Origin of the sequence: Collimonas sp. OK607 (assembly GCF_900111995.1) — a bacterium.
Lineage (GTDB): Bacteria > Pseudomonadota > Gammaproteobacteria > Burkholderiales > Burkholderiaceae_D > Collimonas.
The window spans coordinates 1-17724 of record NZ_FOKF01000006.1 but is presented as its reverse complement, the minus strand read 5'-3'; the positions used below and the strand labels follow the sequence as shown (position 1 = coordinate 17724).

At 56.2% G+C, this 17724-nt stretch carries 17 protein-coding genes; 9 read left to right on the top strand and 8 right to left on the bottom strand.

The annotated features are described in order from the left end of the window. Positions 1-21 precede the first annotated feature (21 nt). A complete protein-coding gene (locus tag BM029_RS06105; protein WP_092433623.1) occupies positions 22-1248 on the top strand; it encodes a multifunctional CCA addition/repair protein in 1227 nt (408 codons plus the stop codon). A 36-nt stretch (positions 1249-1284) separates the two neighbouring features. Further along, positions 1285-1995 (top strand): GNAT family N-acetyltransferase, encoded by a 711-nt coding sequence (locus tag BM029_RS06100; protein ID WP_092433622.1) that lies wholly within the window; start codon positions 1285-1287, stop codon positions 1993-1995. A 25-nt stretch (positions 1996-2020) separates the two neighbouring features. On the opposite strand, the gene BM029_RS06095 is transcribed toward BM029_RS06100, so the two are convergent. Continuing rightward, the gene (locus tag BM029_RS06095) at positions 2021-2539 is read right to left on the bottom strand and encodes an Lrp/AsnC family transcriptional regulator (RefSeq protein WP_092433620.1); all 519 of its coding nucleotides are present in this window, start codon (positions 2537-2539) and stop codon (positions 2021-2023) included. A gap of 158 nt (positions 2540-2697) precedes the next feature. On the opposite strand from BM029_RS06095, the gene phhA reads away from it, so the two are divergent. Then, a complete protein-coding gene (phhA, locus tag BM029_RS06090) occupies positions 2698-3591 on the top strand; it encodes a phenylalanine 4-monooxygenase (RefSeq protein WP_244544944.1) in 894 nt (297 codons plus the stop codon). Between the two features lie 385 nt (positions 3592-3976). Next, on the top strand, positions 3977-7618 hold the full coding sequence (locus tag BM029_RS06085; protein WP_092433618.1) for an indolepyruvate ferredoxin oxidoreductase family protein: 3642 nt from the start codon (positions 3977-3979) through the stop codon (positions 7616-7618). A 96-nt stretch (positions 7619-7714) separates the two neighbouring features. On the opposite strand, the gene queC is transcribed toward BM029_RS06085, so the two are convergent. From queC to BM029_RS06070, 3 genes are all read right to left on the bottom strand, one after another. After that, positions 7715-8425, bottom strand: coding sequence for a 7-cyano-7-deazaguanine synthase QueC (gene queC, locus BM029_RS06080; protein WP_092433616.1), 711 nt, complete (start codon positions 8423-8425; stop codon positions 7715-7717). 40 nt (positions 8426-8465) lie between these two features. Continuing rightward, entirely contained in the window at positions 8466-9227 is a 762-nt protein-coding gene (locus BM029_RS06075) for a DUF3108 domain-containing protein (protein ID WP_092433612.1), read from the bottom strand. Positions 9228-9296: 69 nt separating this feature from the next. Further along, the gene (locus tag BM029_RS06070) at positions 9297-10439 is read right to left on the bottom strand and encodes a DUF3108 domain-containing protein (protein WP_092433608.1); all 1143 of its coding nucleotides are present in this window, start codon (positions 10437-10439) and stop codon (positions 9297-9299) included. A 157-nt stretch (positions 10440-10596) separates the two neighbouring features. Between BM029_RS06070 and BM029_RS06065 the strand changes: the two genes are divergently transcribed. The 4 genes from BM029_RS06065 to rfaE2 all read left to right on the top strand — a co-directional run bounded on the left by BM029_RS06065 (position 10597) and on the right by rfaE2 (position 14328). After that, on the top strand, positions 10597-11847 hold the full coding sequence (locus BM029_RS06065) for a branched-chain amino acid ABC transporter substrate-binding protein (protein ID WP_371329087.1): 1251 nt from the start codon (positions 10597-10599) through the stop codon (positions 11845-11847). Positions 11848-11896: 49 nt separating this feature from the next. Then, positions 11897-12601: a PhaM family polyhydroxyalkanoate granule multifunctional regulatory protein gene (locus BM029_RS06060; RefSeq protein ID WP_092433603.1), complete on the top strand. Its 705-nt coding sequence runs from the start codon at positions 11897-11899 to the stop codon at positions 12599-12601. 264 nt (positions 12602-12865) lie between these two features. Continuing rightward, positions 12866-13726 (top strand): ferritin family protein, encoded by an 861-nt coding sequence (locus BM029_RS06055; protein WP_092433601.1) that lies wholly within the window; start codon positions 12866-12868, stop codon positions 13724-13726. Between the two features lie 113 nt (positions 13727-13839). Continuing rightward, on the top strand, positions 13840-14328 hold the full coding sequence (rfaE2, locus tag BM029_RS06050; protein WP_092433599.1) for a D-glycero-beta-D-manno-heptose 1-phosphate adenylyltransferase: 489 nt from the start codon (positions 13840-13842) through the stop codon (positions 14326-14328). Between the two features lie 94 nt (positions 14329-14422). On the opposite strand, the gene BM029_RS06045 is transcribed toward rfaE2, so the two are convergent. From BM029_RS06045 to BM029_RS06035, 3 genes are all read right to left on the bottom strand, one after another. Beyond that, a complete protein-coding gene (locus BM029_RS06045; RefSeq protein ID WP_092433597.1) occupies positions 14423-14875 on the bottom strand; it encodes a copper chaperone PCu(A)C in 453 nt (150 codons plus the stop codon). Positions 14876-14990: 115 nt separating this feature from the next. Further along, positions 14991-15473: a tRNA (uridine(34)/cytosine(34)/5-carboxymethylaminomethyluridine(34)-2'-O)-methyltransferase TrmL gene (trmL, locus tag BM029_RS06040; RefSeq protein WP_092433595.1), complete on the bottom strand. Its 483-nt coding sequence runs from the start codon at positions 15471-15473 to the stop codon at positions 14991-14993. 47 nt (positions 15474-15520) lie between these two features. Beyond that, positions 15521-16402 carry a ComF family protein gene (locus BM029_RS06035; protein ID WP_244544932.1) on the bottom strand — a complete coding sequence of 294 codons (882 nt, stop codon included), beginning with the start codon at positions 16400-16402 and terminating at the stop codon, positions 15521-15523. Between the two features lie 18 nt (positions 16403-16420). On the opposite strand from BM029_RS06035, the gene BM029_RS06030 reads away from it, so the two are divergent. Further along, positions 16421-17365 (top strand): methyltransferase domain-containing protein, encoded by a 945-nt coding sequence (locus BM029_RS06030; RefSeq protein ID WP_092433593.1) that lies wholly within the window; start codon positions 16421-16423, stop codon positions 17363-17365. A gap of 46 nt (positions 17366-17411) precedes the next feature. On the opposite strand, the gene BM029_RS26060 is transcribed toward BM029_RS06030, so the two are convergent. Further along, positions 17412-17724, bottom strand: a 313-nt coding sequence (locus tag BM029_RS26060) for a hypothetical protein (RefSeq protein WP_211482449.1), incomplete at its 5' end; no start/stop codon positions are given.

Here is a 17724-nt window from a genome sequence, read left to right as displayed (position 1 = left end):
TTAACCAGGTTCAATCAAGCCATGAAAGTTTTTGAAGTCGGCGGCGCGGTACGCGACGAGTTGCTTGGGCTACCCGTAAAAGACCGCGATTACGTGGTGGTCGGCGCTACGCCGGAAGACATGGTGGCCAAGGGTTTCCGGCCGGTCGGCAAGGACTTCCCAGTATTCCTGCATCCTGACACGCACGAAGAATATGCGCTGGCACGCACTGAACGCAAAACCGCGCCGGGCTACAAGGGCTTTGTGTTTCATACAGATCCCGAAGTCACGCTGGAGCAAGATCTGGTACGCCGCGATTTAACCATCAATGCTATCGCGCGTGCTGACGACGGTACTGTGGCGGATCCGTTTAACGGCAGGCAGGATCTGCAGGAGCGCATATTTCGCCATGTCTCCGACGCTTTCTCCGAAGACCCGGTTCGTATCTTGCGCGTCGCCCGATTTGCCGCGCGCTTTACAGATTTTACGGTAGCGCCGCAGACCAATGTCCTGATGCAGCGCATGGTCGCCGCCGGTGAAGTCGATGCGCTGGTGCCGGAACGGGTATGGCAGGAATTGGCGCGCGGCCTGATGGAAGCGCAGCCGTCGCGCATGTTCGACGTCTTGCGCGCCTGCGGTGCGCTGGCGCGCATCCTGCCTGAACTGGATGTCTTGTGGGGCATACCGCAACCGGAAAAATATCATCCGGAAATCGATACCGGCGTGCACGTGATGATGGTGGTGGATACCGCGGCACGTGAAAATTATGCGTTGCCGGTGCGTTTCGCGGCACTGATGCACGATCTGGGCAAGGGCGTGACGCCGGCCGCCGACTGGCCTAGCCATCACGGTCACGAGGGGTATGGCGTGGAACTGGTGGAGCGGGTTTGCCAGCGCCTGAAAGTGCCGGGTGAGGCGCGCGACCTGGCGCTCATGACCGCGCGTGAACACGGCAATGTCGGCCGCGCATTCGAGTTGCGCGCGAATACGATAGTGAATTTGCTGGGACGCTGCGATGCCTTTCGCAAACCACAGCGATTTATCGATATGCTGCGTGCCACCGAGTGTGATTATCGTGGCAGGACCGGATACGCGGGGCGTGCCTTTCCGCAATTTGCTTATCTGCATGCGGCGTTACAGGCGGCGCAATCGGTCAACGCCGGCGTGATCGCCGGCATGTTCCAGCAGCAGCCGGAACGGATACCCGAAGCCATCCATGCGGCGCGGGTCGAAATGGTTGAGCAGATGATGCAAGCGCAACGACCATGATCCGAGGTAAGCTTATCCGACAGGAGAGCTAGCAAGATGACAGCTACAGATGCCAAAGTTGGTTCCGCAAGTAATGTACCGGGAAAAGTCGGCGGTACCGGTGTGGACAAAGCCAAAGCGTCGCGACCCACGATTTTCGTCAAGGAATTGTCCCGCCGTGCCCGCAAACGCTTGCTGCGGCACTTCCTGGCGTTAAGCAGCGGCGATCGCCTGCTGCGCTTCGGCTCGGTGTTGTCGGATGATCTGGTCAGTCGCTATGTCGAAAATATCGATTTCACGCGCGATACGGTGTTTGGTGTCTACGATCGTAAATTGCGCTTGCTCGGTGTTGGTCATCTGGCATTTGCGCCGCGTGAGGCGTTGCCATCGGTGAGTGCTTCCACCACCAAGGAGCGGGTGGCCGAATTCGGCGTCTCGGTCGCTGCTTCGGCGCGTGGCCTGGGAGTCGGCACGCATTTGTTTGAACGCGCCGCGATACGCTGCCGTAACGTCGATATTGACACCTTGTACATGCACTGCCTGTCGTCAAACAAGGTGATGATGCACATCGCCAAGAAAGCCGGCATGGCGATCCATCGCGATTACGGCGAAGCGGATGCTTATCTGAAATTACCGCCGGCTAATCCGGCCAGCGTGCTGCAGGAAGCAGTCCAGGAGCAGGTGGCTACGCTTGATTACACCATCAAGGCGAATCTGCGGGCTGCGCTGAAATGGCTGGGCAATTTGCCTGGCATCAAGCGTGATTAATCAAGCGCGACCAATCAAGCAGGCCCTAGAGCAAAGGCAGCGCCGTCGTATCTTTAACCCGTAGCAAGGCAAAACTTGACTTAACGTCCAGCACCGCCGGATGGCGCAGCAGGGTCTCCATCATGAAGCGCGAAAAATGCGTCATGTCTTCCACATGCACCCGCAGCAGAAAATCCATCTCCCCCGTCATCGCATAACAGGCAACGACCTCTTGCCATTGTTCTACCGCTGCCGAAAATGAAGCGCGCGGCGACATGGCCTGATGCTGCGCTGCTGCCTTGGTGCCGCTCAGGTACTGCGGATCGCTATGTTTTTCCAGGCGCACATTGATGTAAGCCAGCAGACCCAGTCCGATTTTGTCCGGCTCCAGCAGTGCCACGTATTGCCGGATCACGCCCGCCTGTTCCAGGTGTTTGATACGGCGCAGGCAGGGCGACGGCGACAGGTTGACTCTTTCTGCCACTTCCTGGTTGCTGAGGCGGCCATCCTCCTGCAAGATCGCCAGAATTTTACGATCTGTTGCATCCATTGCAATCGTTGGCATAAATCACCTTAAATAGAATAATTTTTATTATATTATTGCGCAGATTTTTATTTATGGGGCGGATTTTGGAATTTACTGCCGCTAACTCAGCCTTATACTGTAGCTATCAGAGAAGCAAACGCGTTTAGTCCGGGACCGAGAAAATGAATGCAAAAGTAATGGAAGCAAGCTTGACCACAACCGATTCGAACACCGACGATTTTTTTGCCGCCGTCGCCGAGAAGTCGGACGGTACCGTATTGCGTGGCGACTACAGCAAGATTGACGCCCGATACGTGGTCAAGCAAGACTGGGATGCTTATACGCCGGAACAGCACGCCTTGTGGCGGCGCCTGTATCAAAGGCAAGCCAAGCTGATCCCGGGGCGCGCTTGCGACGTGTTCATTGAAAGCCTGGAAGCGCTGAATATCGGTGATGGCATTCCTCGCTTCGAGGAAAGCTCGGCTTTGCTGTCCAAGGCGACCGGCTGGACGCTGGTGGCGGTGCCGGGCCTGGTGCCGGATCATATTTTCTTTGAACATCTGGCAAACCGCCGCTTCCCGGTCACCGTCTGGCTGCGCGATCCGGAAGAGTTCGACTACATCGTCGAACCCGACGTGTTCCATGACTTTTTTGGCCATGTTCCGCTCTTGTTCAACCCGATATTTGCCGACCATTTGCAAGACTACGGTAAAGGCGCCTTGAAGGCGATGAAACTGGACGGCCTGAGCATGCTGGCCCGCTTGTATTGGTACACCGTTGAATTCGGCCTGATCCAGAGTCCGGAAGGCTTGCGTGTATATGGCGCCGGGATCTTGTCTTCCGGTGGTGAAATCGAACATTGCCTGACCAGTCCGGCGTCGCTGCGGCTGCCGTTCGATGTCGAGCGCGTGATGCGCACTTTGTACAAAATCGATTCTTACCAGGAAACTTATTTCGTGATTAACGATTTCGAGCAGTTGTTTAATGACACCGCCCCGGATTTCACGCCGATGTATGAACGACTGAAGGCGCTTGAACCGTTAGCGGCAAATACCCTGTTGCCAGGCGAAACAAACTTGCCGCTGAAATAAAAAAGCGGATTCTGCCGGGGAGAGCAGAATCCGCAAACTAGTGATAATGGGAACACTAGAGGGAGGAATGCCCGACATGGCTGGTCCAGGGGAGGTATTCAGCCACATCAGACAAGGTGCCATTACACGCCTAGTTGATTCCCATTCCTATTCGAGTTACCAGTTGTTACAGTTGTTACGTCCGCAATGCCGCGGCTAATTGCTGCGGCGTGCATTGAGTCAGCTACCCGCATGTGATAATGTGGCGCTGCTATCGTTGCGACGAATAGTAGTAAAAATGGCAGTAAAACACAGAACGATTTGCCCACAAGGCAAAGACGTTTTACCGCGTCGGATAACCTCCACGCAGTGCAAGCAAAAACATAATTTTTGGCACGGAGACTGAATGAACGCACCACTCAAATCGGCGCAAGCCTTGCTGCCCACAGAAACGGCGCAAGCGTCTGAAGCTGATGGCATTTCCCTTGATGACAAATTTACACTGGAGCGTGGCCGTGCTTTCATGACGGGCACACAGGCCATGATTCGTTTGCCGATGTTGCAACGGCAACGTGATGTCCTGGCGGGTTTGAATACTGCCGGTTTCGTTACCGGTTATCGCGGCTCACCGCTTGGTAGCGTCGATATGACTGCCGCCAAGGCAAAAAAATATCTGGACGCACATCACGTCAAGTTTCACCCCGGCATGAACGAAGACCTGGCCGCTACCAGTGTATGGGGTACGCAGCAGGTCAACCTGTTCCCGGGCGCCCAATACGACGGCGTATTCGGCATGTGGTACGGCAAAGGCCCCGGCGTCGACCGTTGCGGCGATGTCTTCAAGCACGCCAACATGGCAGGCACTTCGAAGAATGGCGGCGTACTGGTGCTGGCCGGCGACGATCACGCGGCTAAATCGTCGACTGCCGCCCATCAAAGCGAACATATCCTGAAAGCTTGCGGCATCCCGGTGCTGTATCCATCCTCGGTGCAGGAATATCTCGATTACGGCATGCATGGCTGGGCCATGAGCCGCTATACCGGCCTGTGGGTGTCGATGAAATGCGTCACCGACCTGGTTGAGTCCGGCGCCTCGGTCGATCTCGATCCGGACCGCGTCAAGATCGTCTTGCCGACCGCCGCCGATCTTGAACTGCCGCCGGATGGCCTGAACATCCGCTTGCCCGACACCGTGCTGGGTCAGGAAGCGCGGATGAACAATTACAAATGGTACGCGGCGCTGGCCTATGCGCGCGTGAACAAGCTGAACCAGATCATCTGGGATAGCCCACGCGCCAAGATCGGCATTATCACCGCCGGAAAATCGTATCTGGATACCCGTCAGGCCCTGGCCGATCTGGGTATCGATGAAACCGTTGCGCGCGACATCGGCATTCGCCTGTACAAGATCGGCATGACCTGGCCGCTGGAAGCCGAAGGCGTGCGTGAGTTTGCCAAAGGCCTGGAAGAAATCCTGGTGGTCGAAGAGAAGCGCCAGATCCTGGAGTATCAGGTCAAGGAAGAGCTGTATAACTGGCACGACGATGTGCGCCCACGCGTAGTCGGCAAGTTCGACGATACCGGCGAGTGGAGCAACCGCAGTGGCGCAGGCCATGGCGACTGGCTGCTGCCGGCCACCTATGAATTGAATCCGGCGCAGATCGCCCGGGCGATTGCGACCCGCATTTCGAAATACTTTGCCGGCCATCCGGTGGCGCAGCGGGTGCAGCAGCGCGTGGCCTATCTGGAAGCCAAGGAAGCACTGCTGAATATCGGCAGCAAGCCCGATCCAAACAAAGATCGCGTTCCGCATTTCTGCTCCGGCTGTCCGCACAATACCTCGACCAAGCTGCCGGACGGAAGCCGTGGCCTGGCCGGTATCGGCTGCCATTACATGGTGTTGTGGATGGATCGGGAATCGTCGACGTTTACCCACATGGGCGGCGAAGGCGTGACCTGGGTCGGCCAGGCGCCGTTCACTTCGGAAAAGCACGTGTTTGCCAACCTCGGCGACGGTACTTATTTCCATTCCGGCCTGTTGGCGATTCGTGCCTCGGTCGCGGCCAAGGTGAACATCACTTACAAGATCCTGTTTAACGATGCGGTAGCAATGACTGGCGGCCAGGCCTTCGACGGCCCGCTCGATCCCGCCATGATTTCACGCCAGATTGCAGCCGAAGGCGTGACGCCGATTATTGTGGTGACTGACGAACCCGACAAATACGCCGCCGACACCAGCTGGGCTCCTGGCGTAACGATCCGCCATCGCAGCGAACTGGATGCCGTGCAGCGTGAACTGCGTGAGATCGAAGGCACATCGGCCATGATTTACGACCAGACCTGCGCCTCGGAAAAACGTCGCCGCCGGAAACGTAATGAATATCCGGACCCGGCCAAACGCGCCGTGATTAACGAAGCGGTGTGTGAAGGTTGCGGCGATTGCAGCGTGCAATCGAATTGCCTGTCGGTGGAACCGCTGGAAACCGAATTCGGCCGCAAACGGCAGATCAATCAATCTTCATGCAACAAGGACTTTTCTTGCGTGACCGGCTTTTGCCCGAGTTTCGTCACGGTCGAAGGCGGCAGTTTGAAGAAGCCGGCGAAAGTGGCCGCGACGCCAGCTACTGCCGCGGCACCGGTTGCCAGCTTGCCGTCGCCTGTTTTGCCAAATACGATCAAACCGTTTGGTATCCTGGTCACGGGTATCGGCGGCACCGGCGTGGTGACTATCGGCCAGATTCTGGCGATGGCGGCGCACGTCGAAGGTAAAGGTTGCTCGGTGCTGGACATGAGCGGCCTGGCGCAAAAGGGTGGCCCGGTGATGTCGCATGTGCGGCTGGCCGATCATCCCGACGATATCTATTCGACCCGTGTCGGCACCGGCGATGCGGATCTGGTGATCGGTTGCGACTCCATAGTGAGCGCCAACCGCGACGCCTTGTCGCGCATGGGTGAAGGGCGTACTTACGCAGCGATCAATTCAACCCGCACGCCAACTGCCGCTTTCGTCAAGAATCCGGATTGGCAGTTCCCGGATGCATCGGCTGAGCAGGATATACGCGCAGCCTGCGGCAGCGATCGCGTGGAATTCATTGATGCCGGCCGTATCGCCACTGCTTTGATGGGCGACGCTATCGCAACCAATATGTTCATGCTCGGTTACGCCTGGCAAAAAGGCTGGGTGCCATTGCAAGAAGCATCGCTGATGCGGGCAATCGAATTGAATGCCTTGCAGGTCGCCTTCAATAAACAGGCTTTTGTCTGGGGCCGTACTGCTGCCTGCGATTTGGCTGGACTGGAAAAACGTACCCACCTCAGCGATACGCCGGCACAGGTGATCGAGTTCAAACGGACACCTGATCTGGATGCATTGATCAAGCGCCGCGTCGCTGTCCTGACTGCTTATCAGGATGCCGCGTATGCGGAGCAATATCGCATCTTTGTCGAGCAGGTACAGGCAGCCGAAGCGCAATTGCCGCATGCGGAAAGCGGACGCACGGCGCAACGGCTGAGCATGGCGGTTGCTACCTATCTGTTCAAACTGATGGCTTACAAGGATGAGTACGAAGTCGCACGCTTATATACCGACGGTGCTTTCAAGGCTAAGATTGCGGGTATGTTTGAAGGTGACTACAAGCTCAAATTCCACCTGGCGCCGCCGCTGCTTGCCAAGCACGACGCGCATGGCCATCTGATCAAGCAGGAATTCGGTCCTTGGATGATGCGTGCTTTTGGTCTGCTGGCGAAACTGAAATTCCTGCGCGGTAGCGCCCTGGATATTTTCGGTTATACCGCCGAGCGCAAGGAGGAACGCGGGCTGATTGTGCATTACAAGGAAACCATCGCTTCTTTGTTATCGCAATTGACTGCCGACAATCTGGCCGCTGCAGTGGCAATCGCCAGCCTGCCTGAGGAAATTCGCGGCTATGGCCATATCAAGGAACGGCATCTGGCTGCAGCCCGCGTCAAGGAAACGCAACTGCTCGATCAGTTCAAGCATCCCACGCCTGAACGGAAGTCGGAGTTGCCGGGATCGATCGCAGCTTAATTGATCACGATAAAAAACGGCCGGTAGATGAATGTCTACCGGCCGTTTTTGTTTATGCGTCGCTTATGTGGCGCTTATGTGTCGATTAAGCCTCGATCAAACGCCGGCCGTTTGCCTGAATTGCTGGTATCCCCGTGCACGCAATGCACAGGCCGGGCAAGTGCCGCAGCCGTAACCCCAGTCGTGCAGCGCGCCGCGCTCACCCAGGTAGCAGGTGTGGGTATCGGCCCGGATCAGGTCGACCAGAGCATCGCCGCCCAGGTCCTGCGCCAGTTTCCAGGTTTCTGACTTGTCTATCCACATCAAAGGCGTTTCAAGTTTGAGCTGGGTCGCCATCCCCAGGTTCAGCGCCACCTGCAAGGCTTTCATGGTGTCATCGCGGCAATCGGGATAGCCGGAAAAATCGGTTTCGCACATGCCGCCCACCAGCACATTCAAGCCGCGTCGATAGGCGACCGTCGCTGCTACCGTCATGAACAGCAGGTTGCGGCCAGGCACAAACGTGTTCGGCAAGCCGTTTTCCTGCATCACGATTTCAACGTCTTCCGTCATTGCGGTCGACGATATTTTCGAAATCAGCGACAGGTCGATCATATGGTCTTCACCCAGTTTGCCGGCCCATTGCGGAAACTGGGCACGGATCTTCTGTAGCAAGACCGGCCGCACCGTCAGTTCTACCGCGTGCCGCTGGCCGTAATCAAAGCCGATCGTCTCAACCCGTTCATAACGCGACAGAGCCCATGCCAGGCAGGTGGTGGAGTCCTGGCCGCCGCTAAACAGGACGATGGCGCCGTTTGGTGTAGTCATATGATTTACTGTTCAAAGATTCAAGAAGAGATTGTATGCCTTAGTTGCTGGCCTTGTTGTTTACCTGCTGCAGGGTTTGCTCGACAAAATCCTTGTTCGGATCGGTAAACCGCAAGCGCACCGGATACCATTCGAGGGAAGGCGCCAGCCAGATATCGAGCTGCTGATCCTTGGCGTCCGGCGGCGGCGCCTTGAAAATATGGATAACGTCCAGATCGCCCATCGGCGTCTTGATTTTTTCATTCTTGATGACTTTGAACGTCCACGGCTCCGCATCGTGCATGCCGGCTACAAAGAAGGTCCAGTCCGAGCCCGGCTTGAACTGTTGCGGCGCTGCCCTCGCCACCGAAATCAGCTGCCAGATGATGCTGGTGCGATCCTGCTCGCCGCCCTTCAAGGGATAACTGTTGCTGGATTCGGTAAAGCCGATGGTGCCGCTATCGCGATGGAAAGTGGTGGTGGTGGCTTCCTTGCGGAAGCGCTTGTTGATGAATTGGGTAGGCGCCAGGCCAAAGCTGTCGATGGCGCCTTCGCTCGTAGATTCAAGGATTTTTCCAAACAGCATGGCGCGGGTTTCCGACTTGACGCTGTAGTGCTTGTCCTCCACCAGCCATTTGACGCTGCCTTCACCACCGAGTGTGATGCCGCTTTGTTTGGCCTGGATCGTATAGCTCAGGTCGGCCGATGGCGGCAGATCTATCTTGTATTTGGTCGCGGGATGGTCGGTAGTGGCTGCAGAGGCTGTCAGCATGCTGCAGCAAAGTGCCGCGGCCATGGATAGGCGGAGTAAAGGTGATTTCATGATTTTCCAAATAAATGATGCCGTTTTCAAAAAGCTTGATTCAGTAATACAGGAGTACCGGCGGGAAGATCAATTTGCTGCTGCCGTAGTCAATCGTTTCATCTTGGACAGCGACATATCCAGATAGTCGCCGTCGGTTTCGGTAAACCGTAGTTTGACGGGATACCATTGCTGCTGCGGCGCCAGCCAGATATCCAGCCGCTGCTCGTGAGAACCTGCCTGCGGCACGCGAATTACATGCCAGGTATCGAGATCGTCACCGCCAACAGTGATTTTTTCCTGCCCGATTACTTGCATGCGCCAGGTTTCGGCATCCAGCGGGCCTGCCACAAACAGGTCGATTACCGCGCCCGGAGAAAATTGTGTACTGTCGCCGCGGCCGATGCTGGCCAGTTGCCAGACTACGCTGGCGCGGTCTTGTTCGCCGCCGCTGCGCGGGTAGCTATTCGTCGACGATGAAAAGACAATGGCATTGCGCTCGCGATGAAAAATGGTCTGGGTGGCGGGTTTGCGGAAACGTTTTTGCGTATAAGTGACCGGCGCCACGCCAAAGTCGTTGATTTCACCTTCGCTCTTGAAATCGAGAACGGTAATGAACAAAGCGCCGGCCTCGCCGTTGATGGTGTAGTTGCCGCCATCGGTTTGCCAGGTGATTTTGCCGCTGCCATGATAATTCTGGCCTTTTTGCAAGGCTTCCACGTCGTACTTCAGCTCCGCAGACGGCGGCGGATTGGTCTGGTAGTGTTTGCCGGCGGGAGGCGTTGCGTTCGCCTGCGCCGCCGGCGTAGTTGTCGGAGTCGTGGCAGCGCCGGTTTCAGCTGTATCGGTTGCCGGACCGGTTGCGGCAGGGCCGGCGGGCCCGTTGTCGTCCAGCGGTGTAACAGTCTCCCTGATCGGCGTGTCCGGGACTTCCACAGCTGGCGTCGGCGCCGCTCGCGGTTTTTGCGTTGCCTTGGGGCGTGCCTGAGCATCAGGTTTCGGTTTGGGGGCTTGCGGTAGCAGTACGGGCTTTTCAACTGGCGGCAGCGGCATGATCTGGGCCATGACCAGACGTTCCGGCCGGTTGACCGGCGCCGCGACCTTGAATTGGTGGTTACCCCAGACGAACAGGAGCAAATGCAGCAACGCTGTAAGCAACAGCACCCACAGCCACCGACGGCGGCTGGAGAAGGTATAGCGCGAAATTGAAGGCGGTACGGAGGAAGACAACATCCGTATAGTGTAAACGTATCTGCCGGGATTAAGCTTGGCAAGAGTGGCGGCGGCGATAAACCACGTAAAATATTGCATTTACATCAAACAAGAATAGTCGCCGATGCAGCATCGATACCATCACGTCGTCAGCACCGCGCTGGCATGCACACTGGCCATGAGCGTCCTGGCGCCGACCGCATTTGCGGCGCCAGCCGTGGCCGCAACGGCCAATTTGGCGCCGATCCGGCTTGGCATGATCGAGGGTATGTCGGGTCCCTTCGCCAACGCGGGTGAAGCCGTGGAACGAAATATCAGGTTTGCGGTGGAGCAAGTCAATGCGCGCGGCGGTGTGCGTTTACCGGACGGCAAGCATCTCCTGAGCCTGAGCGTGTTCGATAACAAACAAGGGGTAGAGGACGCGTTATTGCAGCTCAAGCAATTGACCGACCAGAAAATCCCGTTCGTGCTGGAGGGCAATAGCTCCGCAGTTGCCGGGGCGCTGGTCGAAGCCATCAACAAGCACAATGCCAGGACCCCGGACAATCGCGTCTTGTTCCTGAACTATTCGGCAGTCGATCCGGCATTGACCAACGAAAAGTGCAGTTTCTGGCATTTTCGTTTTGACGCCAATGCTGACATGCGCATGCATGCGCTGGTAGATGTCATAAAAAATGACAACAAGGCGAAAAGCGTTTACCTGATCGGCCAGGACTACAGCTTCGGCCAGCAGGTTGCCAAGGCCGCGCGCCAGCAGCTGCAGGCGGCACGGCCGGATATCAGGATTGTCGGCGACGAATTGCACCCGATCGGGAAGGTCAAGGATTTTGCTCCCTACATCGCTAAAATTCGTGCCAGCGGCGCCGATACGGTAATCACTGGCAACTGGGGCAACGATCTGACCTTGCTGGTGAAAGCAGCCAAGGACGCTGGCTTGCATCTCAAGTTTTATACTTTTTATGCGAATAGCCTGGGCGCGCCGGCGGCCATCGGCGACGCAGGCGTAGGCACAGTACGCGCCGTCGCCGAGTGGCATCCGAATGCCATCGACGGCAACGCCGCCAGCGATGCGTTTTACAAGAGTTTCCGTCAACGTTACCCGCAGCCGAAAGATGACTATCTGTTTCTGCGTATGGATGTCATGATTGACATGTTGGTGACGGCTATCGAAAAGGCGCAAACTACAGACGCGGTAGCCGTTGCACGCGCGCTGGAAGGAGCGCAGTACAGGAGCAAGTTTCATGAAGCCAGCATGCGTGCCAGCGATCACCAGTTGATACAACCCCTGTACGTCGCCGTGATGCAAAAGCTTGCCGACGGCGGTATCCGATTTGATAATGAAGGCAGCGGTTACGGCTTCAAGACCGAGCGCTATCTGGCGCCGGCGGCGACTGCCTTACCCGGTACGTGCAAGATGCAGCGCCCATGACGTTGACGATTTCATTCTGTCATGTGGATTACCTTGAAGGAGATGCGCGATGAGCAGTTCAAATATTCCAGGAGCCGATGCAATGCAGGATAGTCTCGAATTTATCAAGAAGATGTGGGGCGGTCTGGGTGTGCCCGGCATGGTTGTCCCGACACTGTCGGTGGAAGAAATCAACAAGAAAATCACAGACCTGAAAGCAGTTGAATCCTGGCTGAATCTTAACCTGAGCATGTTGCGTACCACCATACAGGCGCTGGAAGTACAAAGTGCGACTATTTCTGCATTGCAGGCAATGGGAGCCGTCAGTCAAACCAGCAGTGAGCATCAAGGCGGCAGTACCGAGTCTTCGGCAAGCGCGTGGGCGATGCCGTCAGGGTTCCCGTTTTCATTTATGAACCCGGTGCAAGATGCTCCCGTCTCCACAACTCAAGCTGCGCAGCCGGCGGCCGCCGCAGAAACTAAAGCTGAAGCTGAAGCTCCGCCGGCCGCAAGTGACGCCGCTGAATCCTCGCTGGGGAATTCCAGTGCATGGTGGGATTTACTGCAGAATCAGTTCAAGCAAGCAGTCAATAGCGTGGTTGCGGCTGAAAAAAGCGGCACGCCGACCAAAGCTGCAGCGCAGGTCAAGCGCGCAGTCAAGCCGCGTAGCAAAGCAATCAGCGGCACAACGTCAAAGCCTGCCGGGAAGAAGAGCACTGTCGCCGGTGGCAAGACAGCAGCGCGCGCAAGCAAAGCCAGGGTTGTTTCAAAATAATCAAAGCATTGCCTTGATGCGCAGCCGGAAATGTCAACTAGTCAAGCCCTGGTTGCCTCGTCAACTTGACTAGCGCCGGATAAGTGCAATGATTGAAGATTGATGAGGCTCGCTGTTTGGGCAAAAAACGCAAAGTAATAATTTGACATTGTTGTTGTTTGAATATTATTTTTAACGAAAACTCGACGGCCTGCCGGTTTAAAAACGGGCTTGTAACAATTTCTTGGTAAAATCGAATAGTTAACTCACTTGCTTAAGGTATGTATGCTGTATCCAGAACTGTTTAAATCGCTTGAACAAGTCCGCTGGAACATGGAGACCGATATTCCATGGGACAAGTTTGATGCCACCCAGCTGTCCGACGAACAAGCTCAAACTATTCGTATGAATGCGATTACGGAATGGTCGGCGCTGCCTGCAACCGAGATGTTCCTGCGAGATAACCACGGTGACAGCGATTTTTGCGCTTTCATGTCGGTATGGTTTTTTGAAGAACAGAAGCATTCCCTGGTATTGATGGAATATCTGCGCCGTTTCCGGCCTGAACTGGTCCCTACCGAAGCCGAGCTGGACAACGTTCGTTTCGAATTCGACCCGGCCCCGCCGCTGGAAACCCTGATGATGCATTTCTGCGGCGAGATTCGCCTCAATCACTGGTACCGTTGCGCCTCCGATTGGCATACTGAGCCTGTGATCAAGCAAATCTACAAGATCATCAGCCAGGATGAAGCACGTCACGGCGGCGCTTACCTGCGCTACATGAAGAAGGCTTTAAATGAAGTGGGTGATGGCGCTTCTGCCGCATTCGCCAAGATCGGCGTTTTGATGGCATCGGCCCGCCGTACCGAGAAGCCGTTGCATCCGACCAATCTGCACGTGAATCAGTCGTTGTTCCCGAACGACACGGTGCAGAGCCGCCTGCCGGATCCGGAGTGGCTGGAACGCTGGCTGGACGAGCAAATCAAATTCGACGGCGTCTGGGAAAAGAAGGTGGTCGATCGTATCCTGCACAATATGTCGCTGTTGTTTGAGCGTACCTTTGATACGGTGCAAGAACTGAACCGCTATCGCAAGGAAGTGGTCGCGCGCCTGGCGCCGGCATCGACCCCAGCTCCAGCTGTCTGATGTGAGCGACGCTAAGCTTTTAGCGTCACTCGTAACTGCTACAAATTGATTGAATCCAAAGCCGCAAGCGCAAGTATTGCGGCTTTTTTATTTGCGACCCTTTTATATTCCCCATGCCTAAATTCGAAACCAAGCTTTGTACCCGTGCTGAATTGAAAACCCGCGTTGCTGCTTTGCCGCAGCCGGTGGTGTTGACCAATGGCGTATTCGATATACTGCATCGCGGCCACGTTACCTATCTGGCGCAGGCGCGTGAACAAGGTGCGTCGCTGGTGGTGGCTGTGAATACCGACGCCTCGGTCAAGCGCCTGGGCAAGGGTGACGACCGGCCAATCAATATCTGTGCCGACCGCATGGCCGTACTGGCGGCGCTGGAAGCGGTCAGCCTGGTGGTTGAGTTTGATGAAGATACGGCGCTGGAAGTGGTGCAAGAGGCGCAGCCGGGGGTGTACGTCAAAGGTGGCGATTACCAGATGGATGCGATTCCGGAAGGTCAGGCAGTGTTGGCGTATGGCGGCCAGGTGGTCGCGATTCCGTTTGCCCATGATCGCTCGACCAGCAAATTGTTGAACAAGGTGCGCAATGTGCGAGAAGGCTCTTGATCCTCACGATCAACTGAGCAATAAAAAAAGCGCGGATTCCGCGCTTTTTTATTGCAGAAACCGTTTGTATTTAGTGTTGATGCGCCGCGTCGGCTTATTTGCCGCTCAGATCGGTGACGGCTACAGACACTTCGATCTTGCCAGCTTTCCGGAAAGTCAGTGTCAGCGGGAATTTATCGCCGGCCTTCAATGGCTGGCTCAGGCCCATCAACATGATGTGGTAACCGTGGCCCGGCTTCATGTCGACAGTGCTCGCCGGCGGCAGATCGATCTCGCCGACTTCACGCATTTTCATGACATTGCCGTCCATGGACATGGTGTGGATCTCAGAGCTCTTGGCGACCGATGAACTGACGCCGATCAGTTTGTCGGCTTCCTTGCCCTTGTTCTCGATACTCAGAAACGCACCGCCGCCAGGCTGGCCCGGAACTGTGGCGCGCGCATAGGGACGGCTGATGTGCAGGCTGCCAAGGTCATACTCCTGGGCATAAGCAGAAACGCTGATGGCGAGAGCGCAGAGAAACAGGGACACGGAACGCACGGACATGATGATCCTTCGATTAAATTGGGTAAATACCAACGACAGATAGTGGGGGCTAGTTTTTTTACAGGCGACTCAGGAAATACATCATGCCTATTTGCAAGACGATGAATTATAGCAATCAGGCTCCGCCGCTATAACCATTTTGGCGCCACGCCTCATACACCACGACTGCCACCGTATTGGATAGATTCAAGCTGCGATTATCCGGCCGCATCGGCAAGCGGATCCGTTGCGAAGTTGTGAATGATTCGCGCAGCGCCGGATCGAGGCCGCGGGTTTCCGAGCCAAACACAAATACGTCGCCTGCCTGGAACTGGAGATTGGCAAACGGCGTCGAGCCGTGGGTGGTCATGGCAAACATGCGGCTGGGGTCGTAGTTGCCGGCAGCGCGCATGCTGGCGACGAAGGCGTCCCAGTTGGCATGCACCAGCATGGTGGCGTAGTCATGGTAATCCAGGCCTGCCCTGCGCATTTTGCTGTCATCCAGCGGAAAGCCGAGCGGTTCGATCAAATGCAATTGCGCGCCGGTATTGGCGCACAGGCGAATGATGTTGCCGGTATTCGGCGGGATTTCCGGTTCAACCAGTACGACGTGGAACAACTTGATTCTCCTTATATATATGTATAGATCACGGATCGCGAGGCCGGCTATGGCGTCCTCGCGAACACGAAATTGGTGATGCGCCGTGCGCCATGCCGGCGTAGCGTCTTTGCCAGTGCGTGCAACGTCTCGCCGCTAGTCATGACATCGTCGACCACGCCTACGTGGCGGCCGTGTATATGCTGCACGGCTGCCGGCGGCACGGCAAACGCCTGGCGCAGGTTGCGACGGCGTTGCTCCAGCTCCGGCACCTGGGACTGGGGCAGGGTGTCGCGTTGCCGCAGCAGCAGTCCGTGTTGCAAATTAAGCCCAAGCATACGTGCCAGGGGTTTGGCTATCTCCAAAGCCTGATTGAAACCGCGCTGTCGCAACCGTTGTGCGCTGAGCGGCACCGCGGTCAGGATATCAGGCAAGTCTGTTGATAGCATCGGCTGAGCGCTGCTTCCCTGGCGCTGCGTCACATCGCATAACATTTGTGCAAACATCGGCGCCAACGCCAGCCGTCCACCGAATTTTAGCGCGAGAATCAACTGGTCAGTTGGCGCAGCATAATTGCATGCAACGATGGTGGTATCGAAGGCACGGGGTTGTTTCAGGCAGTTGCCGCAGAGTGCCGGACCGGGGCCGTTACCGGGACCGTTGAGTCGAGGGAGCGGATTCGCACATTGCCTGCAGCGTGGCGGGCAATCGGAAAAATAATGCTGCTTGCAGCCGCCGCAAATAATATGCTTGCCGCTTTTATTGCACAACGCGCAGCACGACGGCATGCTCGCCAGGATACGGGCAAGTTGCAGTTGCGGCCAATGGCGTAGCTGGGGAAATCGCAAAGGGTGAGTCTCGTTATTGTCAGAGGTAGTGGAGAAGGATGGCAGCACTCCCAGCCTACAGGCATTCAAGCGTGTAAACTGCTGGCGATTATCGCATTTCATCTTACTTGCCGGATCCTGATGCCTACCTCACACCCTCCTATTGATAGCAGCCAAAGTGCGCCGATCGACTTGCGTCTGGTACGCCAACTGTTTGCACAGCCCGCTCTGGTGCGCGAATCCGAGTTCATGCGCCGCGAAATTTCAAGCCGCATGCACGAGCGTCTTGCCTTGGTGAAACTAGCGCCGCAACGGGTACTGGATGCCGGCTGCGGTGCCGGCCCGGACATATATACATTGCAGCAGCGCTTCAGCGAAGCCGCCATTATTGGCCTGGATGCATCTGCCGCCATGCTTTCGATGGCAAAAGAACAACGTCATACCGCACAGCTATCGGTCAACCGCCTGTTGAAGAAGTGGTTGCCATTCACCGGCAAAAGCGACGAACTGGCATCGGCCCTGGTGTGCGGCGATTTCGCTCAGTTGCCATTTGCGCCAGGCGCGGTGGATCTGGTCTGGTCCAACCTGGCGCTGCACTGGCATCCGCAGCCGGATCGCGTGTTCGCCGAATGGCGCCGTATATTAAGAGTGGACGGCTTGCTGATGTTCTCTTGCTTCGGCCCGGACACCTTTAAAGAACTGCGCAATGCGTTTGGTGCCATTGATGATGGCGCGCATGTATTGCCGTTCGTCGATATGCATGATTTTGGCGACATGCTGGTCAATGCCGGCTTCTCGACACCGGTCATGGATATGGAAACCATTACAGTGACTTATGACACGGTGGAGAAATTGCTGGCCGATGTTCGCGCCTGGGGGGGTAACCCGTTGGCGACACGCGGCCGTGGCTTATTAGGGCGCGCCGCCGGGACTCGTATCAAGACAGCGCTGGAAGCTACACGCCGTCCCGACGGTAAGTTACCGCTTACCTTTGAAATTATCTACGGCCATGCGTTCCGGCCGGTACCCAAATCCACTAGCAGCGGCGAGTCTATCGTGCAGTGGGATTTAGGTAAAAAGAGATAAATCGAAATATCTTTAACAAAGTACTTGCGGGGAGCGGAGAGGGTTGCTATAGTTCGCCTCCCGTTGAGAACGACGCGAAATAAACGAAGCAGCTGAGAGGTAAAAAGGCTGTTTTGGGGAGCGAAGTTTGAGGGAAATAAAGCGGGTTGAAGTTGGTGTGGGCGGTAAAAAGTTTTTCGGTGAGTAGTAAAAAAGTAGTTGACGAAAAACGCGAAACGCCACATAATCTCATCTCTCTGCTGCTGACAAACAAAACGATTTGACAGCGACGCGAACCGGGGTTCTGGTGACGCGAAGTAGAAGGTTCTTTAACAATTAACAGTCGATAAGTGTGGGCGTTTGATGGAAGTGCAGCGCTG